Here is a 23,510-nt window from a genome sequence, read left to right as displayed (position 1 = left end):
TCTCCTTTCCTCCCATACATATCCTCCAAAAAAGCCGCTTTAAAAGGCGGCTTTAAAGTATTATGCGTCCTTTCATTTTTGTCCTTTTAACAAAAGGTACTTGAACCAATCATTTATTCCAAAGGAAAATATAGCGGATAATCCAATCACAGCCATAGTATCAGCAATTGGAATTGGCTTCACACCTGGTATACCCAAAGTCACTAAAAGAGTAACTATAACTATATCTGCTAATACAATATAAAGCAAAGATTTGCTAGGTACTGATTCCCAAAAATGTCCTCTTTCTCTTACAACAAATACCGTAAACATTCCAAAATAGAATAATATTGAGAAAGAGTAAGTCCTAATCAAATTGTAATCGCTTTTAAGTCCTAAAGGTCCTAACCCTATATACAAAATAGCAAGGGACTCCAAAACCACTAATATCCCTAATATCATAGAAGACTTTACAATGCCACTTACATTCCAAGTGTCTGGCTCTTTTGACCATCTTGCATTATCTGTAGAAATGGATAGCGTAACAAAATCTACCACAAACAAGAGTAAAACCACATCAAATGCTGATACTATAAATTTTTTTGTAAGCAAAAACGCCACAACTACAAATACGACAATTTGAAAGGTCTTCACAACCTTATTAAATATCCATGTCAATAACCTTTGGTATATCATTCTACCTACTTTTACTAAATCTACAATGTTAGAAAGCCCTTCTCCTGTCAAAACAACACTGGCAGCTCCTTTAGCCACATCTGTTGCAGTGCTTACAGCTATGCCTACTTCTGCTTGTTTAAGTGACGGTGCATCATTTACTCCATCCCCTGTCATGCCCACAATATGCCCTTTTTTCTGCAAACTTTTAACAATAGAATATTTGTCCTGTGGATACACTTCTGCAAAACCATCACTTTGTTCTGCAATTTCAGCTGCTTTATCAAGGTCTTTCCCAACTATATCCCTAAACTGCGATGCATCAGTTATTTTCTCCCCAATTCCTACTTGCCTTGCTGTCTCCTTGGCAATAGGTAGTGCGTCTCCCGTTAGCATTTTGACTGCTACTCCAAGGTTCTTTAACTCTTCTATAAACTTTTTTGCGTCGGGTCTTGGCATATCATAAAGAGCAGCTAATCCAACGACTCTTAAAGAATTATCATCTTCTCCCACCGCTACTGCAAGAGTTCTATATCCCTTTTCCGCAAAATCCATTGCCTTTTCGTTAAAAATATTTTCATCTTCTTTTGTAAGGTCTGCTATTACATTTACAGCACCCTTTACAACTTTAAAAGTCTTTCCATCCTTTTCTATAATAGCTTCTGTTCTTCTTGTCTTAGGGTCAAAGGGATAAAAAGCCTTTTGCACATAGTCCTCTAAAAAAATATTTTTTTCTTGTGCTGCAGATAAAAAAGCTAAATCTATAGGGTCATGGTTAGCCTCTTGAGAAGCCAAAGCACCATATAATAAAACGTCATTTTCACTAAAACCTTTTAAGGGGATGACATCTGTTAAAGAAAGTTTATTCATTGTAATTGTCCCCGTTTTATCTAAGCAAATTGTATTCATAGTAGCTGCATCTTCTGCTGCACTTAACCTTGTTACCAAAACTCCCTTTTTTACTAATTCCATAGATCCTATTGCCATGCTTATTGTGAACATAGCTGGAAGTGCAACAGGAACAGAAGATGCCAAAAGCACAAGAGCAAGTGGTACAACTTCTATAAGCTTTATACCTATAAAATAAGACACCACAAAAGCCGAAACTAATGCAACCCCTACTATTATAAGAAGCCATTTTATAACTTGAGATGTAACTTCTTCAGCATGAAGCTTAGGTCGTGCTAATTGTACCAATTCAGTGGTTTTTCCAAAATATGTTTGATTGCCTGTTAAAACGACTACAGCATTTGCTTCCCCGGATTTTATAATAGAACCCGAAAAAAGCATATTTGATTTTTCTTTTGATACAGTCAAAGACTCTCCTGTAAGGGCTGACTGGTCAACTTCTAATTGTCCTTCTAACAGTTTTAAATCAGCAGGTACAAAATCTCCTGCCCTTATCCTTACTACATCTCCCGGTACCAATTCTCTTGCCGGTATCATCTGCCATTTTCCGTCTCTTAAAGTTCTAGCATTTATTCTAAGTTTTTGCTTTAAAGTTTCAACAGCTTGAGAGGCTCTTTCCTCCTGTAAAAATCCTATAACAGCATTTAAAATTAAAAGGGCTAAAATAATATACATATCAAGATATTTATGAAGTATATAAGAAAGAACAATCACAGCTTCTAACATCCATGCTGTAAGTCCCCAAAACTTTTTTGCAAACTTCAAATAGGGATTTTCTTTCTTTTCAGGTATTTCATTATAGCCATAGGTTTTTAATCTTTTTGCAACTTCTTCTCTTGTTAAACCATTGTCTACATCAACTTTTAAATTGTGTATCACTTCTTCAATACTCATCTTTTCATAAATAATTTTTTTTACTTCATCCTCTTTGCCTTCCATCATTTATCCCCTTCCATATGACTTTGCCCTACTTTTTACTCCAACTCTTTCTTTATACTTTCATTATACTTTTAGTTGTTATAAAATTCAATCAATCTAAACGACCTAAGCACGAAAAATAAAGGATCAGACAAAGGGGACGGTTCCTTTCGTCTGATTCTTATGTAAGTCCACTTTTTGAAAAATAAACAGCAATTTGAGTTCTGTGTTTAAAACCTGTTTTATTGAGAATAGAAGTTACATAATTTTTTACCGTTCCCTCAGAAATGAACAACTTTTCAGCTATCTCTCTATTAGATAACCCTTCACATATAAGTTTAATTATTTCTTTTTCTCTCTCAGAAAAAATTGAAAGCTCTATTTGCCTTTCCCTATCTGACTTATTTTCTTCAAGGATTAATTTCATTTTCAATTTATCCAATACTTCTTCCTGAATTACAGAGTTCCCTTCATATACCATCTTTATCGCTTTTTTTATGACCTCTGGTGAATTATTTTTAAGCAAATAACCTTTTGCTCCATGCCTTATCGCATCAAAAATATATTCATCCTCATCAAAAGTCGTTAAAATTAATACTTTTGTGTTTGTAGAAGAACATATCTGTTTTGTCGCTTCAACACCATTTAAAACAGGCATCCTCACATCCAAAAGCGCAACATCCACTGGGTTTTGAAGTATAAAATTAAAAGCTTTTAATCCATCCTCCACAGCCGCTACAACTTTAAATTCTTCATCCATTTCCAAAATTATCTTTAAACTTTCCCTTACCAAAGGGTCGTCATCAGCTATTAAAAGCTTAATCGCCATTTCCCTCACCCTCTAAAGGCAACAAACTTATAACAGAAAATCCATTGGAACCATCCAAAATCACTTTCCCTCCTACACCTGCTGCCCTTTCTTCTATTCCTATAAGCCCCAATCCTTTTTTGATCGATTCTTTACCTATGCCATTGTCCTTTACTTCCAACTTCACAAACTTGTTGTACACCTCAATAAATATTTCTACCTTTGTTGCCTTAGAATGTTTTAGAATATTAGTCAAACATTCTCTGAGGTTCTCGTACATTATACTCCAATACACATAGTTTATTCTTTCAATTTTACCTTCCCACTTAAAACTAACTTCTAAATTGGATGTCCTCTTGAATTTCTCAATAAGAAGTTTTACCCTGTTAATTTCTACTTTGTCTGATTCTGGCTTTATCTCCTTTAGAACTTTTCTTATTTCTTCATGCCCGCTTCTTAAAACTTCTATAGTCCTTTGTATAAATTTCTCAGCTTTTTCCTTCTCATTATTTAACACCAATATCTTAACTGCCTCCAATTGCATTAAACTACCAGATATTGTATGGCCGATATAGTCGTGAATCTTTTGAGAAATTTCATTTCTTTCCTCTAATTTGGCTACATATTTTAGCTGATCTTCATAGCTATTATTTTTTAATCTTTCAGCAGACAAAAGATAAATTTTCTTTCTTAAGTCGGCATTTTCTTCTTTCAATTTCCCTATTTCAACAGACGTTATAAAAGAAAACTGATAGATAACATATAAAAGAAAAGAAATTAAAAAATACTCAGGTAGTAATACTTTATCCAAAAACAGAAAAGAAAATAATACAAAAATAACCCCAGATAAAGGCTTCTTTAAAATTGTATAGGCTATATTAAATAACCCAAATGGCAAAAACAAAATAAACAGCCTGTTCCCGTAAACATAATTCCACCACAAAATTACAATAAACAAGCCCATCAGCAAACTTTTTACTAACTTATTGTCTACTACAAAGTATAGCACATTTATACTAGCAAATAAAAGAAGGAAAAATACAAAAACCGGATAATATTCTATTTTGCCAATGATAACTTTCAATACTAAATAAAATACAATCAAAAAATTGCTTAAAACAACCCACCCTTCCATCTCCACTCTCCTTTACCAGAGTATAACATATAAATTAGATAAAATCTCCCATTTTTTCAGAAGTTTTAATTTTATATATTCCTAAAAGAATAAAGGTTAAGGCAAAGGCTAAAAGTATAATTATATCAATATAAACATCGCTTAAACTACTGCCCATTTGAATTTTTTCTACAGCATCTATTGCCCATTTCTGTGGTATAAAGTCAGAAAGCTTTTGAAGTGCTTTAGGCATTAAATAAAGCGGCCAGAAGACTCCTCCTAACATACAAGTAGGTGTGATAATCAAAGTAGACAAAGTATTAGAATAACTTGTAGAGGGTGAAAAAGTAACTATCATTGAACTTAAACCAATGGAGGTTATCCCAAAAGAGACCAGTACTAAAAAAACATCAAATGTCGCTTTTGTGAAGCCTAAGTTTAATATAAAGGTAATTAACGCAAGTATAAAAGCTATTTGAAAAACTGTCAAAATTAAATTTACAAAGAAATTGCTCGCTAAATAAGTTCTTGGCTTTAAAGGAGAAGCAAAAATTCTGTAAAAAGTTTTATCTCTTTTCTCCACAAGTATAAAATTAGAAATATTAAAAGTGCTAAACATCAAAAACATTATAAAAAATCCCAAACTTCTTGTTGTTGCTACTGCCGTCTTCCCTATATCTTCAACAATATATGTTTTCAAGCTAAAAGGACTATTCTTATAAAGGTTGTACATCTTATAAAAACTTTCTTTATTTCCATAAGATGCCTTACTCAAATTGTAAAGAACATTTATCTTGCGGTCAAGATAACTTTTCAAAAATAAAGTTGTTTCTTCCCCTTTTATTGATACAATCTCTACATCCTTTGGATTTCCATTCAAAATCCCTTCCTCAAATTTTTGAGGAATCACTATAGCACTGTCGACTTTTCCTTTCGATACTTTATCATTTATCTCATCTTCTTTCAGAAAAACAACCTTGAATTTATCAGTTTTCCCCAATGAATTAATTAAATCTTGAGAAATAAGACTCCCATCTTTATCTACAACACCTATTCTAAGCTGTCCACTGCCGCCATAGGTAAAAAGCAAAAAGAAAAGTGGAATTATAATACCAGAAATCAATAAAATAATATTCCCTTTCCTTCTAAAAAACAACTTTACTGTATTCTTCATAACCAAAAATAGCTCTCTCACTTAAAAAGCCTCCCTCCTGAATAAATAAGCTGACAACACTATGAAAAAAGCCGCAGGAATCAAATTTACCATGAGGGCTTTTTGTACATATTGATAATTGCTTCCCCATATCACGTTAAATATGGCTGTATTTGTCCACGTAATTGGGGAAAAATTTGAAAGTTTCTCAATAAATTGACTTCCCATTTCTTTTACAGGAATATAAGAACCACCTAAGAAGGCTATAAAAGGAATTATACCGTTTAGTAAACCTTGTGCCATTGCTCCATTTTTTATAATAAACCCCAAACTCACTCCCAAGCCCACCACAAAAATTATCTCACTAATTATAATCACAAAAACTGTTACAATATCCTTTCCCCAATTAGTTCCGAAGATGTATTTGCTAAAAAGAACAATAATCAAGGCCTGTATAAAAACAGAAAAAGTTACTCCTAAGACCTTCCCCATCAATATTTCATATTTCTTAACAGGAGAAGCTAATATTCTGTGCCCTGTCTTTTTTGTCCTTTCCATATCTATTGAAAATACACCACTCATAGCACCGTATAAAATTATTAAAGTAAGCATTGTAACAGAATAATAATCGAATGAGGTTTGTTTAACTTTTCTGTCAATAGAGGTTATTTTTACAAATTCTTTGTTTAAATTTATATCGCTGCTATTTTTAAGAAAGGCAGAATTTTGTGAAGCTATAGCTGTCATTCCTTTAAAAGTATCAACAAAAGAGTCAATCATACTTGCTACAATCTCTGTTTTTATATCTCCCTGTGCATTCTTATAAAAAGTTATATCTTTACCTTTTAAAAAAACATAACCATCATATTTGCGTTTTTCTATTTCACTTATTCCTTTATCTACATCTTTTATTTCTACAAACTTTACTCCCATTTTATCAGTTTCTTTAATAAAAGTATTAAAACCCTGTGAAAGTATCGTATCTCCTTCATCTGTATATATGACTTTTATATCCCCTAATTTTATATCTGATGTTGAGGAAAACGCAAAACCTAAAATTCCAATAAGAACTATTGGCAATAGTATCATAAGTGCCATTACTTGTTTCTCATAAAGGATTTCTTTTATTTCTTTGAGCATTATGGTAAAGATTCTCATATTCTCACCTCTAATCTCTCAATTTTCTCCCTGTAAGTGTAAGAAAAACTGCCTCTAAATCTGGAATTTCATTTCTTAGGTTACGTATTGGTATGTTTTTTGAAATAAAATAGTGGATTATATCATTAAAATTCCCCACATCTTTTAAGCTTGTTATCTTTATCGTGCTATCTCTTATCTCAACAGCTTTTACACCCTTTATTCCTTTTAGTTCCTCCTCTTTTATTCCATCAATTGAGCCAATTTCAATATAAACTGTATTCACATCTGTAACCATTGAAGTGAGCTCTTCCTTTGTTCCTTCAGCTATAACCTTGCCATGGTCCATTATAGAAATCCGCGTGCAGATAGCCTCTACTTCCTCCATATAGTGACTTGTGTAAATAATTGTACTACCCATTTCATTTAACTTTTTAACAGATTCCAAAATGTGATTCCTCGATTGAGGGTCTATACCTACTGTAGGTTCATCCATTATCATCAATTTAGGTCTATGGGCAATGGCACAGGCAATACTTAGCCTTCTTTTCATACCACCTGAAAATTTATTCGGCACTTCTTTTTCTTTATCTGAAAGACCTACAAACTCTAATGCCATTTCTACACTTTCTTTTAGCTCTTTCCCTTTAAGTCCATAAAGGCTTGCAAAAAACTTTACATTCTCATAGGCCGTTAAATCCCCATAAATAGCAACATCCTGAGGCACAATACCTATATTTTTCTTTATAAATTCAGCATCTTTATCTATGTCTTTATCAAAAACATAAACCTCTCCTTTATCAAAACTTATAAGTCCGCAGATTATGCTTATAGCTGTAGTCTTTCCTGCACCATTGGGACCCAAAAGTCCATAAATTTCTCCTTCTTCTATTTCTAAATTTACATTGTCTAAAGCTATAACATCACCAAACCTTTTTATCACATCCTTCATTTTAACTATCTTCATGAAATACCCTCTCCTTACAAAATAAATTTTCGGGCGAAAAAACCGTCTTCTTTGTTTGAATTTGGTTTTCTAATAATATAATAAAGGAAATGGTGAAAGTTTTGTAGTACATAAAGTCACCATTTCCTTATTACTAAAGTCACAAAGTAAGGCTCGTAATGGTCTTCGCTTCAGCCAGTACAAATCTCTTTATACCTCACTTAAAAGGCAAGGTATTGCAAAACCTGTACTGACCTATGCTCGACTATTATAGATACCTTAGAAACCTTATGCACTTTGCATAAGACCTCCAGTCTAAGTACATGACGTACTTCGACCTGCGGCACCTATAATAGTCTTAGCTCGACTATAATACATCCTTTTTAACCTTAAAATGAAGGCTTTACATGGACATATTATAATCTGCCCGCCGACTAGCATCCGACCTTTTGATCGAATACCAATCTTTGGCCGGCCATTACAGAACTTGCATCCTGTGATGACCTTGGCTCGACCATTACGAACCTTACACTATTATATTGCCCCTTTTTATTTTTTATATTCATTTATTTTTAAAAAAATTTTTACATAGAATACTGATAATTTAAAGCAATTATTTTTGGCTCACCTTCTAAATCTTTTTTAGTAATATCCACTTCTGTGGATAAAATCTTTTTACCTTTTGTCATATTTAAAAAGTTGTCCACAGTATCAATAGGGAAATTAATAAATTCTGTTTTATAGTGCATTGGTATGGTTATTTTTGGCTTTAGCTGATTCATTACTTCTACCGCTTGTTTTGCATCAATTGTATAATAGCCTCCAACAGGAATGAGTAGCACATCAACTGGTCCTATTTCTTCAACTTGCTTTTCCGTTAAAACATGTCCCAAATCTCCCATGTGACAGACTCTGATTCCATCAATATCAAAAACAAAAACTATATTTTTACCTCTTTTTGCACCATGTTCGTCATCATGAAATGTATTTACACCTTTTATGTTGATACCTTTTATATTATGTTCTCCTACTGTGTCAACAATATCAAAGTTTCCCTTTACTGCCTTAAAATAATTGTGGTCAAAATGGGAATGAGAAGATGTCACAATGTCTGCCTTCACATTTGGCATAGGGTACCCAACTGATTCATCAAAAGGGTCTGTGACAATGACTGTACCCTTCTCAGATGTCAACTTAAAGCAGGCATGTCCCAACCATTTTATATTCATAAATTAACACCTCCTAACCATATTATACCACAAAATAAAGGCGGAAAAACCGCCTTTTACATCCTTTCTGGTGCAGTTATTTTTAATATATCTAAGACGTTCTTTATGACAGTCTTTACTGCTAATATAAGCACATACCTTGCTTTCATCAAATCTTCTTCTACGCCTTTTACTCTGTGACTGTTATAAAAAGAATGGAAAAGCGATGCTACATCAAGTACATATCTCGTAATCCTATGAGGTGCCAATGTCTTTGCTGCAATGGTAATTTCTTCTGGAAAATATGCCAATTTTTTAATTAATTCTTTTTCCTCTTCTTCTTTTAAAAGGCTTAAATCTACTTCATCTATATTATCTATCTTTACTCCAGTTTCTTCTAACTGTCTAATAATTGAGCAAATCCTCGCATGGGCATACTGGACATAAAAAACAGGGTTTTCATTTGACTGTTCTTTAGCTAGGTCAAGGTCAAAATCAATGGGACTGTCTGCAGACCTCATGTTGAAGAAAAACCGCGCTGCATCTTTCCCTACTTCATCTATCAGATCTCGTAGTGTCACCATTCTGCCTGTCCTTTTGGACATTCTGACAACTTGACCGCCTTCTATAAGTTTCACAAGCTGCATTAAAACAACGTCAAGCCTGTCAGGATCTATGCCAAGTGCTTGCATCGCTCCTTTCATAGGAGCAACATGACCATGGTGATCCGCACCCCAAACATTTATAACCCAATCAAATCCGCGAGTTATAAATTTATTTTTGTGATAGGCTATGTCTGAAGCAAGATATGTAGGAAACCCATTGGCCCTCACTAATACATCGTCTTTTTCCGCGCCAAATAATGTCATTTTAAACCACAAAGCTCCGTCTTTTTCATAAGTGTATCCTTTTTGCTTAAGTTCTTCAATTACTTTATATACTTCTCCACTGTCATAAAGAGATTGTTCAGAAAACCACACGTCATATTCTATCCCGTAAAGCGCCAAATCCTCTTTTATTTTTTCTAAATTCTTCTTAAGTCCATATTCTATGAGTGCTTTTCTTCTCTCTTCTGATGATACATCTTTATATTTATCTCCGTATATTTCTAAAAACTCTCTCGCTCTATCTATTATGTCCTCCCCGTGGTAGCCGCCTTCGGGCACTTCAGCAGGTATACCCAATAATTGCAGGTATCTTGCTTCAAGAGAATATCCAAATTTTTCCATTTGATTTCCTGCGTCGTTTATATAAAATTCCCTTGTAACATCGTATCCTGCATAGTCAAGTACTGCCGCCAAGGCATCTCCTAAAGCACCACCTCTTGCGTTTCCCATATGCATAGGACCTGTAGGATTTGCTGACACAAATTCCACTTGCACTTTCTTGTCATTTCCAATGTTTACTCGTCCATAATCTTTCCCTCGTTCATAAACGAGCTTTAAAGTTTCTTCCAAAAATTTATCCTTCAAAAAGAAATTGATAAAGCCAGGACCTGCGATTTCAATCCTTTCTATAAAAGTATTTGAAGGGTCCATTTTTGAAACAATAATTTCCGCAATTTTCTTAGGAGCCATTTTAGCTTCTTTTGCCATTACCATCGCCGTGTTTATTGCAAGGTCCCCGTGTTGCTTTTCTTTTGGTTCTTCTATTTCTATCTCTGGAATAACCTCTATATTTATCAAACCTTCTTTTACAGAATTCTTAATAGCGGTAGTCACCATGTCTTTTATTTCATCTTTTACCTTTTGTATAATATTCTCCAAGTCAGTTTACCTCCCGCACTTTTAAGTATAGTTCATTATCGCTCACAGTCTTGTTATTAAGGTCAAGAGCATATTTTATAGTAATCTCACCGCCAGTTTCCGACATAGTTACTTTTACGTCTTTCGGCAGTATTCCTAAAAGAATTTTTCCATAAGGGGTATCATAGTTAGACTTGTATTTTTTGTTTTTTTCAAAAACCATTTTAGATTTGTTAGTGCCAAATCGCAATAATGTAACTTTGTCTTCTGTAATTTTTAAAGTAGTAGTAGTTCCATCCATTCCTGATAATTCACTTTCTTCATATACTACATAAAAAGTATTGCCTTTAATATAGAAACTGCCCTCTGTAATAAGTTCAATTGTATCAGATTCATTTCGATCGTTTTTTTGAGTACCTTTTACAGATATAATCGCTTTTTTCAATTACCTCTCCCCTTCTTCCCTTGTTTCTCACCATTCTCTACATTTTTCATTATAGCTCTCTATCGCTAAGTTTATAAGTTCGTCCAATAATATTGAATACGGCTTTCCACTTACTTCCCACAGTTTAGGATACATGCTTATTTTTGTAAAGCCGGGAATGGTATTAACTTCATTCAAATAAAGAGTCCCTGTATTTCTATCCATTAAAAAGTCTACTCTCGCCATACCTCTCAAATCCAACGCCTTATATGCTTTTATAGCCAATTGTCTTACCTCTTCCATTTTTTCATCTGGAAGTGGTGCAGGTATTAAGAGAAGAGATTTACCTCCATCAAAATATTTAGCATTATAATCATAGAATTCATTAGAAGGAACAATTTCTCCTGCAATAGAGGCTTGCGGATTTTCGTTACCTAGCACAGAACATTCAATTTCCCTAGCATCTATTCCTTTTTCTATCAACAATTTTCTATCATATTTTGCAGCTAATTTCAAGGCCCCAGGAAGTTCTTCCTCATTGTGGACTTTGGTAATACCAACACTAGAGCCTAAATTAGCAGGTTTTACAAAGCATGGATATCCCAAATGTTCAACTTTTTTCTTTATAGCTTCTAAGTCTTCAATCTCTTTTCTATATACTACTACAAAATCAGATGTAGGTAGCCCCGCTTCCTTAAAAATCCTTTTTGTAAAAACTTTATCCATGCATAAAGCAGAAGAAAGCACATTAGCTCCTACATAAGGTATATCTAATAATTCTAAAAGCCCTTGTATAGTCCCATCTTCTCCATTAGGTCCATGCAAAACAGGAAATACCACATCTATAGGATAAAAACCATTTTTTTCGTCTTCGAAAGTTATTATTCCTCTATACTTCGTAGAAGCTCCCATAGTTGCAGGAATTCCTTCTTTTTCCCATTCTCCGGTTTCTATTTTTTCTACATCTCCTTTATATAAATACCATTCTCCTTTTTTTGTAATACCTATCATGTAAATATCGTATTTATCTTTATCAAGGTTGTTTATTATAGACTTTGCAGACATTAAAGAGACTTCATGTTCTCCCGATTGTCCACCAAATAAAACAGCTAATTTCTTCTTCGCCATTCTCTCACACTCCACTAATTTTTCTTACATTATCTTTATTCTACTCTTTTAAGAATATGTATTCAAGAAAAATTTTATTTTATAAATTTTAAAGCCGGGAAAGAACAAGTTTTTTTTCCCCGGCTTGGTGGGCATTTAGAAGGTGGTATTTCCGTTGTTATAATTTTCTACAAGCATTTTTTCTGCTTTTTCGATTGCAAGTTTTACAAGATTACCGCAATTTCTAGAAGAAACACTTCCCCAACCTTCCTTCATTACTGTGTCGTAAACGCCGAGTTCTTTAGCCAACTCATATTTAAGTTGGTCAGACATTAAGCCTCTGCGTCTACCCATTTTTATTCCCTCCTTCTTTTGCCCTACACTTATTTTGCACTTTAAAAGCACTTTTATGTTATGGACTACATGGTCAAATCTCCATGTTCTGTTTTTATAACCTTTAAAATTTTTTCTTCATTTCCATTTAATGCATTTATATACACGTAAAATGTATCACCTTTGTATGTTCCTTTAAATTCGTAAGCCAATACTTCTTTCCCGCCCTCCAAAGGAATGAGTGTTAATTTTGTTCCTTCTATTTTTAAGTTTTTATTTACTTTTTGCTCCGCTTCTTTTTCCGTAAGTTTTGGCTTTTCTAATTTTCTCTCCGTATGATTCATGTAGTAAGCTGTAGCGTCAAATCCGATTATGTCACCATTGTCAAGTGCTACTTTCACTTTGACAATGTCCGGATACAAATATACCTCATCTTGTACAGAAACAAAATTAAGCTGTACACTACCATCCGCCTTCATAGAATAAGTACTTTCCACGTTTTTGAAACCGTGTTTTTCTAAAAATTTTTTAGCATACTGCAAAGCTTGTGATTGAGAAATATTTATTTTATTCACACTTCTCTGGTCCATCATCCATACAACATGTCCACCTTTTTGACTGACATTTATATAAACAGGTAATTTACCTGGAGATTTTAATTCTATCCCATAAGCTTTTATTTTTCCATTGTTAGGACTATACTTGTTTTGTGATTCTACAGGCTTTCCATAAAAATCTTTTGCTATTTGTAAAGCTCTATCGTAAGAAACTTCTTTCCCAACTAAACCTTTAGGTGTAGTTTTTGCTAAACTTTCAGAAAAAGGACCGTCATATATCAAAGTAGGGTAATTTGTCATAGTCTGATTGACACTACTCATTTTTACATTTAAAATTTTGCTATCAATCTCACCCATTTTTTGTGCACCTTTTTGACGTAAGTTCCCTAATTCATATCCACCTTGAATTTTTTTTCTTAAGTCTTGTAAGTTTTTACCCAAAAATATCGCATAATTTTGCAATTTCGTAAGGGTTGCTAAATCTTGTTGTGATAATTTTTGCCCTGAAGCAACTTTTTTTGTAAGACTGTAAGCGTAATCGCCAATTTGTGTCAAAAACTTTGAAGTATTATCCATTTCAGGCTGCCCTATAGGAAGTTGATTTAAGTGCTCTTGCCCTGAAAAAGCTTCCCTCCATATTTCATCTAAAATAGGAATAGTAGTTTTATCTGAAGAAGCTACCATTAGTTTTCCCATAGAAGTTTCGATGTTCTCTACGTTAGACACCAATTGATAAAAAGACCTATCATATTGTGCTTGTAAATACCGGTGATAAGAAATTTTTTCAATATATTGCCTATATCCCCATGCTCCTAGAACTAATATTAAAATTAAAGCAAAAGCCGTCAAGCCTCGTTTTAACATTTTTTCACCTCACCTTGCAAAGATATGGCTGCCTATTTGGGTTATAATTGGCCTGTTAAATATCCAGTAATTTGTCACCCTCATGGCATTGTAATAATACAAAGCACCACCAGTAGGGTCCCATCCAGCAATTGCATCTCTTGCCGCTCTTATGCTGTCGTTCGTAGGAGGTAACCACATTTGACCGTCTTCTACAGCAGAAAAAGCCCCTGGTTGAAATATAACACCGGCAATAGTTTTTGGAAACCTCGGGTCTCTTACTCTATTCATCACCACAGCTCCAACTGCAACTTTTCCAATGTAAGGTTCCCCTCTCGCTTCTCCATTTATAAGCATTGCCAAAAGATAGACATCGTCATTTGTGGTGACAGAAGAAGAAGACTGATAAGCCGCTAAATCTTGAGCAGTAGTTGTAAAACCTAAAGCTACTTTTGTATCGTCATCTACAATTCCAGTAACTCTAAGTCCATTATATGCTTGAAATTTCCGAACTGCCAGCCACGTTCTAACCCCAAAAAATCCATCTACAGCTCCCGTATAATATCCCCAGTCTTTAAGCCGTGCTTGAACTTTGGCAACATCACTACCTGTATTCCCCCAATAAAGGTTAGACATAGCTGTTTTAGTCAAATCATAAGCTGCATATTCAAAAACTGCTGTTATAAAAATAGCCAAAACCGTTATTATAATCTTTAAGCGGAGAATAAAATCTATTTTCATTTTGAACCTCCTTTTCTTTGGTGTTTGTAAATATTTTTTGTAGTAGTAAAAGTATTATACGCTGTTTTTAATTTAAAAAATTAAAGCGCCCTTTAAGGCGCCTTCCATGCCACTTTAAATTTATTGTAATATTCCTCTATAATTTCAACTATTTTGAATTTAACTTTGGGTTTTTCTTTCTCAATGAGTTCCATCTCATCTTGAGAAAGATATTTAGCCACTTCCTCTGCAGTTTTTGTATCTGTAAACCCGTGGGTAGCATCAATAAAACAAAGGGGAGGAAATATTACACACCACCAATTTTTACCTTCGCCGTTTCCGATAACTACTTTAAGCGCATTATAATTCCCAGCAGGAAGAGTAATAGTTCCATAATACCGAGTAGGAAAATCAAAGGTACCATAGGCAACTTTCACATCATAATTCTTGCCCTCTCTACGAATTACTCCCACCGCAACCTTTTTAATCTCCTCAATACTTTGCTTTATAATCCTTTCCGAATCTTTTACATCTTTTACTTTTTCAAATTTAGGCGTTAAATCAACAAGTATAGCATCTCTAACCTTAAGTTTTAATTCCTGGTCTTCTTCTGAATCACTATTGGCAATCACATGAAACCTTATTAATTTGCGGGATAGGTCTTCTCTTTGCAAATGAGAAGCTTTAGCTCCATAAAAGTTTACTGCTATAATAATTGCTAATACCATCAATGCAATTAACCTTTTCATAATTTTATCCTCCATCCCAAATCTTTAGTTTAACTAAAGTATTACCAAATATATTAAAAAATATACCCTTCTACCTGAAAAGCCCTATCCTTCGGACATGAGAAGTAACATCTACTTTTATTTCTACCTCCGGAAAAATTTTATCCCAATCTTTCCCCACCTTTTCCCATAAACTTGGATGATATTTTTCAATATAATCTCCTATACCTAGCATGTCTACTTTTAATTCTTTTTGAAATCTATTTATAGCTTTTTGTGTCATCTTCTTTATTTCGTTACTAGTTTTTCTTTCTATTACGTTTAACAAATCATCTTTCATCATTTCTCCGTGCCTTTCAAAAGTATATTCCGTTATATCTCCCTCTACCTCCAGTTTAACTCTATAAATAATTTTCCCATTTTTTTCTTCAACATCTCGCCTTCTAATAACATTTGAAATATTAAAAGGGATCTTTATTTCTTCTCCATCTCCTGGCATACTTATAGAAATATCTCCTCCCTTCACAAGACCAGTCAGCCACATATACCCCATGTTTTCATCATCTTCCATCCAACCTGCTAATTTATAATTTTTAATAATAGCAGAACCTGCTATTTTAATTTCATCTTTTCCTCTAATTATTTTTGGGATTATCGCATTGCCGTTCGTCTCATGAAGAGACTTAGTAATTTTATTATAGTCAATTGTTGGAAATTTTGATGTCAAGTTGTAATGTTTGAATATATCTCTAATATAAGCTCCTGTATTTGGTTCCATTTCGTATTTTTTTAGAAGAATATCCTGAGCTTTTTGTGGAGTTACAAGAAGATAAACTTTACGATTCAATTCATAACTTCTGTCAAGAGAATCTAAAACTTGTTGAAATTTATCTTTGTTTTCCACTACGTCTTTGCCAAAAATAATAGCTTGTGTATGACCCAAATACAACGCTTTATCAATTCTTGTACTTATATGGCGAGAAGCAGAAAAAATTGTATCAGCTACTTCAGAGACAGCAAAACTTGGCTTTTCACTTCCTCCTCCACCACCACTGGTACCTTTCGCTATTTGAGCGACATTAGGAAATTGAAAAGTCACAACATACCTTTTATTCGAAGAAGATAGATCTATGCCTATTGCCATCACAAAAGCTCTATCTTCTATTTCTATTTTATCCCAACATCCTGTTAACGTGAGAGCGATTAAAACCAATAGTAAAAATATTTTAATTTTTCTCTTCATCCTTACCACCTAATCTTTTAACTTTTAAAATGATATACAGGAGTATTGGCAATATAGCAATAAAAAACACTGACATGTACTGGGAAACATAACCCGCATATTTATAAACTATCACAATAGAATCAGGAATTAGGGATATCAAATACATTATTGGAACTGCCGGCAATACAAAATAAGAATGTTCTCTGGCTTTTAAAAGCTTTGTAATAGTTAAAATAGCAAAATAGTGAAAAGAATAAATAGAAGTAAAGATGGTAAATGTCCATATTCCCATTACAATTCCCTCTACATTTTCAATAAAAAACACAGGAAAATTAATAGATTTAATGAGGGTCAAAAAAGGCCACAACTGTTCCCTTGTTTCCTTGTATCCAAATATGCCGATTACAAAAAAAGTTATATACATGTAAAACAACATCGTAGAAAACATTGCTGAATTGACACTTCTTTTTAATTTGTCTCTATCAATTACATATGGAAAAAGCAAATACAATATCTCAAAACCAACAAAACTATATGTAGTCAAAAGCATTCCTTTAAAAAACTTAATTAACGAAACTCTCATAAACGGAAGAAAATTGCTTAAGTCTACGTCAGTTAAAGCCGGCAAAAAAAGCAATACAAGAGGTATCACCATTATAGGAAACAAAATTTCTGACATTCGTGTAATTGGTTCAAGTCCATATCGCACTAAATAAGCAGAAGTAAAAAGCATTGTAACAATTATCATTTCAATGGGAGTATTTGGTAAAAGATATATCTTTAAAACTTCCCCAAAAATTCTTACATCAAGGCTTGCAAACATTACAAAGTAAAATACCAGCACAGCATTTATAACAATAGAAATAGGTCTTGTTATAAGTTTACAGGTATATTCAACAAAAGTTTCTGTAGGAAATTTAGAAGATAAATAAAGTATCAGCCTTGCAAAAAAAAGAGAAGCAATTCCTCCTCCTAAGATAGCTATAAGCCCATTAGGTCCTACCTCTTTTGAAACATCTGCAGGAAGACTTAATATTCCAGCTCCTACCATGGTAGTGAAAAGTAATATAGCAACTTGATTAGCAGAGATTTTGTCATTGTTTTTTATCATTGTTGTCTCTCCTATCGTCTTCTATGCTTTCTATTTTTTCTCCCCTTAAATCCTTCATCTTTCTTCTATCAGGAGTATTCAAAATTTCTGGTCGATTTTTAAAGTACATTATAGGAGCTTTTATCAATGTATCTGCAAGGTCACTTATATCTATTTCCACAAAAGGTGAAAGATATGGAACCCCAAAACTTTTTAAAACAACCAAATGTGTTAAAACTACCATAAAGCCCAGCATTATACCATATAGACCAAAAACAGCCGCAAGACTCATAAATATAAATCTTAGCATTCTAAAAGCAATAGCAGCACTGTAACTGGGTATTGCAAAAGAAGCTACAGCCGTAACGGCTACCACTATTACCATCAATGGGCTTACAATACCCGCTTGGACAGCAGCTTGCCCTATAATAAGACCACCTACAATGCCAATAGTTTGCCCTATAGGTACAGGGAGTCTAACTCCTGCCTCTCTTAAAAGTTCAAAAGTAGCTTCCATAATAAAAGCTTCAAAAAAAGCAGGAAAAGGGATACCTTGTCGTGTTGCTGCAACATATAAAGTCAATTTAGTAGGTATAAGGCCAGGATGATAGGCCGTAAAAGCTATATAAACAGCTGGTGAAACGAGTGCTACAATTGCTGCAAGAAACCTTAAAATTCTCAATAAGGAAGATATCATCCACCTTTCGTAATAATCTTCAGGCGATTGAAAAAGAGTAGCGAGAGTAGTAGGTATTATAAGAGCAAAAGGAGTATTATCTGTCAAAATTGCCACTCTTCCCTCTAAAAGGGAACCCGCAACCTTGTCAGGCCTTTCTGTACTCAAAACTTGAGGAAATGGTGAATGCCAATCTTCTTCAATCAATTGTTCTATAAACCCGCTTTCAAGCACTCCATCTATTTTTATGTTTTTAAGCCTTTCCATCACTTTATCCAACACATTTCTATCAACAATATCATCGATATAAAGCACAGCTACATCTGTATGAGTCCTTTCTCCAATCTGTATTTGTTTTATTTTTAAATTTGGGTCTTTAATCCATCTTCTTACAAGGGCAGTATTTACTCTTATTGTTTCTGTAAATCCTTCCCGTGGGCCCCTTATAACTGTCTCTGCTTCGGGAGAAGAAATTGACCTCATTTGCCAGCCTTTGCTAGAAATAATGACTATTTCAGGTGAGCCTTCAAACAATAATGCAGTATCTCCACTCAAAATTGACAAAATACACTTGTCTAAATCTGTAATCTCTTTTATATCTCCCCCTGTTATAGTCCCTTTTTTTATAACCTCATATAAATTACCTTTTATCTTCTCAATAGAAGGGGCTGCCTGTCTTGAATCCAAAAGCAAAGAGTGGAGTACATGGTCATTTATGAGGTCTTTGTCCACAAGCCCATCTATAAATACAATTGCAAGGTTATACTGTTGGTTTTCCCCTACCCAAATATCTCTATATATTACATCATCACAATCTTTTAATTTATTTTTTATATAATCTAAATTTACCTTAAGACTATTTGAAGCTGGTATACCATTTTTATCTTCTTTTTTATCGTCTTTTTTGCCAAATATCTTATCAAAAAATCTCATATTCTCCTCCTTACATAGGGAAAAAGGTTCGTAAAATAATAGCAACTATTCCAATGAAAATATAAAATAATCCAATCCACCTACACAGCTTAGAATCTCTGTCTAGTCCCTTCCTCTCTAAAAATTTAGGCTCAATAAAAGTCTCATAAATCCCTACAATGAATACATTAGCAAACATATAAACTGTAAAATATTGTCTTACAAAATGCAATAAGCTATACATCGCATCACCTTCTGAATATATATTTTGCACTCAGAAAAAAAATATACAAAAAAAATAGGCCTATGCCTATTTTCGACTGAGATATTTAGTTGCCATTACTACATCTTCTTCTTTATCAACATCGTTACCTATTTCTGGATATTTAGATATGATAGCCTTCCCTTTTATGTTAAATAACTCTTCTGCTTTTTTCTCAATATGAGAAATTGAAAGTCTCCCTATTAAAAATAAAAATAATATCTTTCCTCCTAATAATTTTCCTAATTTCCATGGTTTTTTTCTATAAGCTATAAATTGTTTCGCATCTTTTATTAATCTATCTATGATTCCGGGGTTAACATAAAAAATATTGCCCCCTGTAAAAACTCCTTCTTTCACCCGTGCATAAGTCCTTTTAGCCTCAGGAAATTTTTTTAAATTATCTTCTTTTCTAACAATAGGATAACATAAGTCCGCTCCTGTAGCCTCTGACTTTTCAATAAAATCACAAACAGCTTCTTTAGTCAACATAGGAATATCACAAGTAAGAATCAAGACTCTTTTGTCATTTTTAAAAGGCTCCACCCCCTTCAAAACATTGTCCATTATATTGTCAGCTTGTTCAATGATAACATCTATCCCTGCTACTTTTTTAAGCTTTTCGGTATCTCCAACTACTGCAATTTTATCTATTTTATCACAACCTCTTAAAGCCTCAATTACATAAGAGACCATATACTTCCCATTTATTTTAACAAAAGCTTTATCAGGTAATTTGTCCTCTTTAGTACTGCCGGCCAAAATTATGGCATTCACCCAAATCACTCCTTGTAACTAAAATACTTTATGTCTTTTACAACCTCTGTCTGGAAATTGCGTATATGCTTCTCTGCCCATCTTCTTGCAGCATCTGTATCTCTTGCTTCGATAGCTTCTGTAATTTTTTTATGCTCTTGATATATTTTTTTCGCTTTTTTCTCTTCATTTATATATCTGACTCTAAATCTGTGTACATGTTCTTGTAAATTATTCATTATTTGTATTAATTTATCATTACGGGAAGCAGCAAAAATTAAGTCATGAAATTCCTTATCCAATTTTATTAACCCTTCATTATCACCTTCTTCTATCTTTTTTTGAAATTCTTCTACAATTCTTTTTAATTTATCAATTTCCTCCTCCGTTATTCTTTCAGCAGCTAGAGAAGCAGCTAATCCTTCTAACGAACTTCTTACTTCTAAAACATTCAAAAGATCTTTTGCATCCAAATCTGCTACATAAGCTCCCTTTCGAGGAACCATAACAACTAGCCCCTCAAGCTCTAATTTTCTAATCGCCTCTCTCACTGGAGTCCGACTTACTCCCAGCTTTTCTGCCAGTTGAACTTCCATAAGTCTTTCTCCAGGTTTTAACTTACCTGTAATTATGGCATCCTTCATGTAATCAAAAACTACATCTCTTAACGGTTTGTAATTTTCCAATGGAAGAAAATCATTCATACAATTCTAACCCCTTATCTATAGTTTTTGAAAAAAACACAAAACTGTAAACTTCTTTTAAATCCTCATGAGCTCTCTTAAGTCTTTCTAAATCGTCAAAAATTCCATAAACAGTGGGACCACTACCCGACATAGCACATCCTAACGCACCTTTTTTAAGCAATTCCTCTTTTATTTGATTAATAACTTCACATTCCCGAGAAGTTACTAATTCTAAATCGTTTTTTATATTTTCTGCAATTTTATATATGTTTCCTTCTTGTATAGCTTGAACAACTAAAAAAGTAGCATGGTGACTTTTAAAATTAAGCCTGTCCCATTTATCATAAATTTCTTTTGTGGAAATTTCAATATCAGGTTTTGCAAGAAGTAAACTCATAGATGGAACCTTTAAATTTTCAAATATTTCCCCTATGCCTTTCGCAAGCTTTGTCCCACCTTCCAGACAGAAAGGAACATCTGCTCCGACTTTCAGAGCAATTTCTTTTTTTTCTTCTTTTGACATATTCAAATTCCATAATTTATCTAATGCCACAATTGTAGCAGCAGCATCAGCACTTCCCCCAGCAAGGCCGGCAGCTAAAGGGATTTTCTTGTCAAGCTTGACCAACACTCCTTCTTCTATTTGGTATTTTTCTTTTAGAAGGTTGATGACCTTCACTATTAAATTATCTTCTCCTTCTGGTACTCTATGATCACTACAAAAAACCTTGACTATTTCGCTTGTTTCAAACTCCAAAATATCAGCCAAATCAATCGATTGCATCACTGTAGAAATTTCATGATATCCATCTTCTCTCTTTCCTAATACATCTAAAGATAAATTAATTTTAGCATAGGCTTTTGCTTTGATTTTTTTCATTTCTCCATCCACGCTCTTTCAATAATAATTATAGTTTATATATTATACATTATACAATAAATTCTCTGTAAAAAAAATACGCAGTCTCCTGCGTATCACTCTTGCATAGGTATTATTAATTTCATTCCCTCTGAAACTTTATCTTCTTCTAAACCATTGGTAGAAATTAATTCTTCAAGGCTTACTCTATACCTTTTAGCTATATCCCACAAGGTTTCAGCTTTTTGAACTATATAAACAACAATGCTGTGTTTATTATCGATTTCTCTTGGTGCTTCGATTTCTTTAAGGTCTATAATAACCTCCATTTCCTTCTCTGCAAGTAAATCAACTGTATTATCAATTGCAAACTTTAATTCAATCTCTTTCATAGCCATTATTTCATAGGAAACATGAGAAATTTTTATATCAACCAACATGGGTCCTTTAACTTGACTTATCTCAACAAAAGTCTTAAAGGGATATTCATCTCTATAAGACTTTACACTACCTTCTTCAGACAAATATAAAATAGTATAATCTAATATTCCTTCTATAACCAATTTATCGATATCTACACTGTAGTCAGATATAACAGGAATAACCACAACATCTATAAATCTTTTTAAGAAAGAAGGTAATTCTACAGTAGTTTTGACTACAAATTGAGATTTATAAGATTGTAATTCCTCTATCACAGTTAAATTTTCTTTTATGGGTTGAATATAAGCTTTTGTGCCATAGGCATCAACAGGAAGCTCTCTATCCTCCGTCTCCAACACTTGAACTTTTACTCTTATTGTGACTTCTATATCTAAAATAGTATTTTCTCCCTTTTCATCTTCCAGCATGGTTGTAATTATGTCCACGACTTCCTCTTGAGTTTTAGCAGACATATAACTTAAAGCCCCAGGAATATCTACAAAATTTGCATAATTTAAATCTGTTTCTAAATTTCCAAATGTTCCTTCCTGTGAGATGTATAAAATATTACATTGCACACTTCCTTGAATTATCACTTTGTTATCAGTGACTTTAATTTCCTCCGGTTTTACTGCCACATCTGTTTTTACGACTTTTTGAATAGGGGCCTCTCCATCAGGAACTTTTATTTTATCTTTTACAAAGACTTCTACACTATTTTGCCCTACTGTATGCATTAACTTCACTTTTTTCTTTAAGGACTCAACTTTTATCGAATCTTCAGCTCCTATTACTACCTCTTTTTTATCAGATACTACTAACCTGCATTGTATCTTTATTACAGCTCTCATACTTATTTTCCTACTGTTTACCAACTTGTAGTCAACATTTTCAATATTTGCAACTAACATGCATCTGCTCCTCTTATCAATGCCTTCATCCTCAATGACATGGGAATAATCAATTTCTTTTTCAATCCTTTCAAGCTCTCCATTTTTTTCACCCAAATACAAAATATCTAATGCTAATTTACCTTCAAACTGAACTTTTCCTTCTGTCACAAAAACTTCATTAATATATGTCCGAGGATTTAATGCCAAAAGTACCAGCACGTCCGGTTCATTCTCAGGAATAATTATATCACTCTCTACCAGAAGTTGAGTATCATATGTACCCGATACAGAATCAAACTCTAAAATATCTTTATACACCTGTGGCATGCTTTTACCTCCTTAAAATAATTGTCCTTTACAATAAGATAATGCTAATATAATATATATAATTATTGAGGTAAAATTATGCCAAAAAATAAGACCG

General features: G+C 33.4%; 22 protein-coding genes. All 22 read right to left on the bottom strand.

Features of this window, described 5'->3' with window-relative positions; all coding sequences use genetic code 11:
- Window positions 1-72: 72 nt before the first annotated feature.
- Window positions 73-2,502 (bottom strand): plasma-membrane proton-efflux P-type ATPase, encoded by a 2,430-nt coding sequence (locus THYS13_RS11075; RefSeq protein WP_052210522.1) that lies wholly within the window; start codon window positions 2,500-2,502, stop codon window positions 73-75.
- Between the two features lie 160 nt (window positions 2,503-2,662).
- Entirely contained in the window at window positions 2,663-3,310 is a 648-nt protein-coding gene (locus THYS13_RS11070; protein WP_042834576.1) for a response regulator transcription factor, read from the bottom strand.
- Entirely contained in the window at window positions 3,300-4,424 is a 1,125-nt protein-coding gene (locus tag THYS13_RS11065; RefSeq protein ID WP_042834575.1) for a sensor histidine kinase, read from the bottom strand. Before THYS13_RS11065 ends, THYS13_RS11070 begins: the two co-directional genes overlap by 11 nt.
- A 34-nt stretch (window positions 4,425-4,458) precedes the next feature.
- The gene (locus THYS13_RS11060; protein ID WP_042834574.1) at window positions 4,459-5,598 is read right to left on the bottom strand and encodes an ABC transporter permease; all 1,140 of its coding nucleotides are present in this window, start codon (window positions 5,596-5,598) and stop codon (window positions 4,459-4,461) included.
- The gene (locus THYS13_RS11055) at window positions 5,599-6,714 is read right to left on the bottom strand and encodes an ABC transporter permease (protein WP_042834572.1); all 1,116 of its coding nucleotides are present in this window, start codon (window positions 6,712-6,714) and stop codon (window positions 5,599-5,601) included.
- A 10-nt stretch (window positions 6,715-6,724) separates the two neighbouring features.
- On the bottom strand, window positions 6,725-7,660 hold the full coding sequence (locus THYS13_RS11050) for an ABC transporter ATP-binding protein (protein ID WP_042834570.1): 936 nt from the start codon (window positions 7,658-7,660) through the stop codon (window positions 6,725-6,727).
- A gap of 563 nt (window positions 7,661-8,223) precedes the next feature.
- Window positions 8,224-8,868: an MBL fold metallo-hydrolase gene (locus THYS13_RS11045; RefSeq protein WP_042834569.1), complete on the bottom strand. Its 645-nt coding sequence runs from the start codon at window positions 8,866-8,868 to the stop codon at window positions 8,224-8,226.
- A gap of 56 nt (window positions 8,869-8,924) precedes the next feature.
- Window positions 8,925-10,613 carry an arginine--tRNA ligase gene (argS, locus tag THYS13_RS11040; RefSeq protein WP_042834568.1) on the bottom strand — a complete coding sequence of 563 codons (1,689 nt, stop codon included), beginning with the start codon at window positions 10,611-10,613 and terminating at the stop codon, window positions 8,925-8,927.
- Between the two features lies 1 nt (window position 10,614).
- Window positions 10,615-11,037, bottom strand: a complete 423-nt coding sequence (locus THYS13_RS11035; RefSeq protein WP_042834567.1) for a DUF1934 domain-containing protein — start codon at window positions 11,035-11,037, stop codon at window positions 10,615-10,617.
- Between the two features lie 27 nt (window positions 11,038-11,064).
- Window positions 11,065-12,144, bottom strand: a complete 1,080-nt coding sequence (locus THYS13_RS11030) for a D-alanine--D-alanine ligase family protein (RefSeq protein WP_042834566.1) — start codon at window positions 12,142-12,144, stop codon at window positions 11,065-11,067.
- Window positions 12,145-12,279: 135 nt separating this feature from the next.
- The gene (locus tag THYS13_RS11025; protein ID WP_003867630.1) at window positions 12,280-12,477 is read right to left on the bottom strand and encodes a small, acid-soluble spore protein, alpha/beta type; all 198 of its coding nucleotides are present in this window, start codon (window positions 12,475-12,477) and stop codon (window positions 12,280-12,282) included.
- A 65-nt stretch (window positions 12,478-12,542) separates the two neighbouring features.
- Entirely contained in the window at window positions 12,543-13,877 is a 1,335-nt protein-coding gene (gene ypeB, locus THYS13_RS11020; RefSeq protein ID WP_042834565.1) for a germination protein YpeB, read from the bottom strand.
- A gap of 9 nt (window positions 13,878-13,886) precedes the next feature.
- The gene (gene sleB, locus THYS13_RS11015; protein WP_042834564.1) at window positions 13,887-14,597 is read right to left on the bottom strand and encodes a spore cortex-lytic enzyme; all 711 of its coding nucleotides are present in this window, start codon (window positions 14,595-14,597) and stop codon (window positions 13,887-13,889) included.
- A gap of 92 nt (window positions 14,598-14,689) precedes the next feature.
- A complete protein-coding gene (gene spoIIR / locus THYS13_RS11010; protein WP_042834563.1) occupies window positions 14,690-15,325 on the bottom strand; it encodes a stage II sporulation protein R in 636 nt (211 codons plus the stop codon).
- A 70-nt stretch (window positions 15,326-15,395) separates the two neighbouring features.
- Complete coding sequence (locus THYS13_RS11005; RefSeq protein ID WP_042834562.1) at window positions 15,396-16,547, bottom strand: Ger(x)C family spore germination protein; 1,152 nt, start codon at window positions 16,545-16,547, stop codon at window positions 15,396-15,398.
- On the bottom strand, window positions 16,531-17,640 hold the full coding sequence (locus THYS13_RS11000) for an endospore germination permease (RefSeq protein WP_042834561.1): 1,110 nt from the start codon (window positions 17,638-17,640) through the stop codon (window positions 16,531-16,533). The genes THYS13_RS11005 and THYS13_RS11000 overlap by 17 nt, the downstream gene beginning before the upstream one ends.
- Window positions 17,624-19,228: a spore germination protein gene (locus tag THYS13_RS10995; RefSeq protein WP_042834560.1), complete on the bottom strand. Its 1,605-nt coding sequence runs from the start codon at window positions 19,226-19,228 to the stop codon at window positions 17,624-17,626. The genes THYS13_RS11000 and THYS13_RS10995 overlap by 17 nt, the downstream gene beginning before the upstream one ends.
- A 10-nt stretch (window positions 19,229-19,238) precedes the next feature.
- Entirely contained in the window at window positions 19,239-19,451 is a 213-nt protein-coding gene (locus THYS13_RS10990) for a CLC_0170 family protein (protein ID WP_029689345.1), read from the bottom strand.
- Between the two features lie 66 nt (window positions 19,452-19,517).
- Window positions 19,518-20,246: a nucleotidyltransferase family protein gene (locus THYS13_RS10985; RefSeq protein ID WP_042834559.1), complete on the bottom strand. Its 729-nt coding sequence runs from the start codon at window positions 20,244-20,246 to the stop codon at window positions 19,518-19,520.
- A gap of 5 nt (window positions 20,247-20,251) precedes the next feature.
- Window positions 20,252-20,929: a GntR family transcriptional regulator gene (locus THYS13_RS10980; protein WP_042834558.1), complete on the bottom strand. Its 678-nt coding sequence runs from the start codon at window positions 20,927-20,929 to the stop codon at window positions 20,252-20,254.
- Window positions 20,922-21,791 (bottom strand): 4-(cytidine 5'-diphospho)-2-C-methyl-D-erythritol kinase, encoded by an 870-nt coding sequence (gene ispE, locus THYS13_RS10975; protein WP_042834557.1) that lies wholly within the window; start codon window positions 21,789-21,791, stop codon window positions 20,922-20,924. Before ispE ends, THYS13_RS10980 begins: the two co-directional genes overlap by 8 nt.
- A gap of 95 nt (window positions 21,792-21,886) precedes the next feature.
- Window positions 21,887-23,413, bottom strand: a complete 1,527-nt coding sequence (locus THYS13_RS10970) for an SPOCS domain-containing protein (RefSeq protein ID WP_042834556.1) — start codon at window positions 23,411-23,413, stop codon at window positions 21,887-21,889.
- Between the last annotated feature and the right edge of the window lie 97 nt (window positions 23,414-23,510).

Origin of the sequence: Thermoanaerobacter sp. YS13, from assembly GCF_000806225.2 — a bacterium.
Taxonomy (GTDB): Bacteria; Bacillota; Thermoanaerobacteria; order Thermoanaerobacterales; family Thermoanaerobacteraceae; genus Thermoanaerobacter; species Thermoanaerobacter uzonensis.
Note: the sequence above shows the minus strand (reverse complement) of the source record. Positions and strands in the feature narration are given on the sequence as shown.

Coding starts and splice junctions, on each gene's coding strand:
- THYS13_RS11075 (WP_052210522.1), bottom strand. CDS start 2,502: ATGGAAGGCAAAGAGGATGAAGTAAAAAAAATTATTTATGAAAAGATG.
- THYS13_RS11070 (WP_042834576.1), bottom strand. CDS start 3,310: ATGGCGATTAAGCTTTTAATAGCTGATGACGACCCTTTGGTAAGGGAA.
- THYS13_RS11065 (WP_042834575.1), bottom strand. CDS start 4,424: ATGGAAGGGTGGGTTGTTTTAAGCAATTTTTTGATTGTATTTTATTTA.
- THYS13_RS11055 (WP_042834572.1), bottom strand. CDS start 6,714: ATGAGAATCTTTACCATAATGCTCAAAGAAATAAAAGAAATCCTTTAT.
- THYS13_RS11050 (WP_042834570.1), bottom strand. CDS start 7,660: ATGAAGATAGTTAAAATGAAGGATGTGATAAAAAGGTTTGGTGATGTT.
- THYS13_RS11045 (WP_042834569.1), bottom strand. CDS start 8,868: ATGAATATAAAATGGTTGGGACATGCCTGCTTTAAGTTGACATCTGAG.
- THYS13_RS11030 (WP_042834566.1), bottom strand. CDS start 12,144: ATGGCGAAGAAGAAATTAGCTGTTTTATTTGGTGGACAATCGGGAGAA.
- THYS13_RS11025 (WP_003867630.1), bottom strand. CDS start 12,477: ATGGGTAGACGCAGAGGCTTAATGTCTGACCAACTTAAATATGAGTTG.
- ypeB (WP_042834565.1), bottom strand. CDS start 13,877: ATGTTAAAACGAGGCTTGACGGCTTTTGCTTTAATTTTAATATTAGTT.
- sleB (WP_042834564.1), bottom strand. CDS start 14,597: ATGAAAATAGATTTTATTCTCCGCTTAAAGATTATAATAACGGTTTTG.
- spoIIR (WP_042834563.1), bottom strand. CDS start 15,325: ATGAAAAGGTTAATTGCATTGATGGTATTAGCAATTATTATAGCAGTA.
- THYS13_RS11005 (WP_042834562.1), bottom strand. CDS start 16,547: ATGAAGAGAAAAATTAAAATATTTTTACTATTGGTTTTAATCGCTCTC.
- THYS13_RS11000 (WP_042834561.1), bottom strand. CDS start 17,640: ATGATAAAAAACAATGACAAAATCTCTGCTAATCAAGTTGCTATATTA.
- THYS13_RS10995 (WP_042834560.1), bottom strand. CDS start 19,228: ATGAGATTTTTTGATAAGATATTTGGCAAAAAAGACGATAAAAAAGAA.
- THYS13_RS10990 (WP_029689345.1), bottom strand. CDS start 19,451: ATGTATAGCTTATTGCATTTTGTAAGACAATATTTTACAGTTTATATG.
- THYS13_RS10980 (WP_042834558.1), bottom strand. CDS start 20,929: ATGAATGATTTTCTTCCATTGGAAAATTACAAACCGTTAAGAGATGTA.
- ispE (WP_042834557.1), bottom strand. CDS start 21,791: ATGAAAAAAATCAAAGCAAAAGCCTATGCTAAAATTAATTTATCTTTA.
- THYS13_RS10970 (WP_042834556.1), bottom strand. CDS start 23,413: ATGCCACAGGTGTATAAAGATATTTTAGAGTTTGATTCTGTATCGGGT.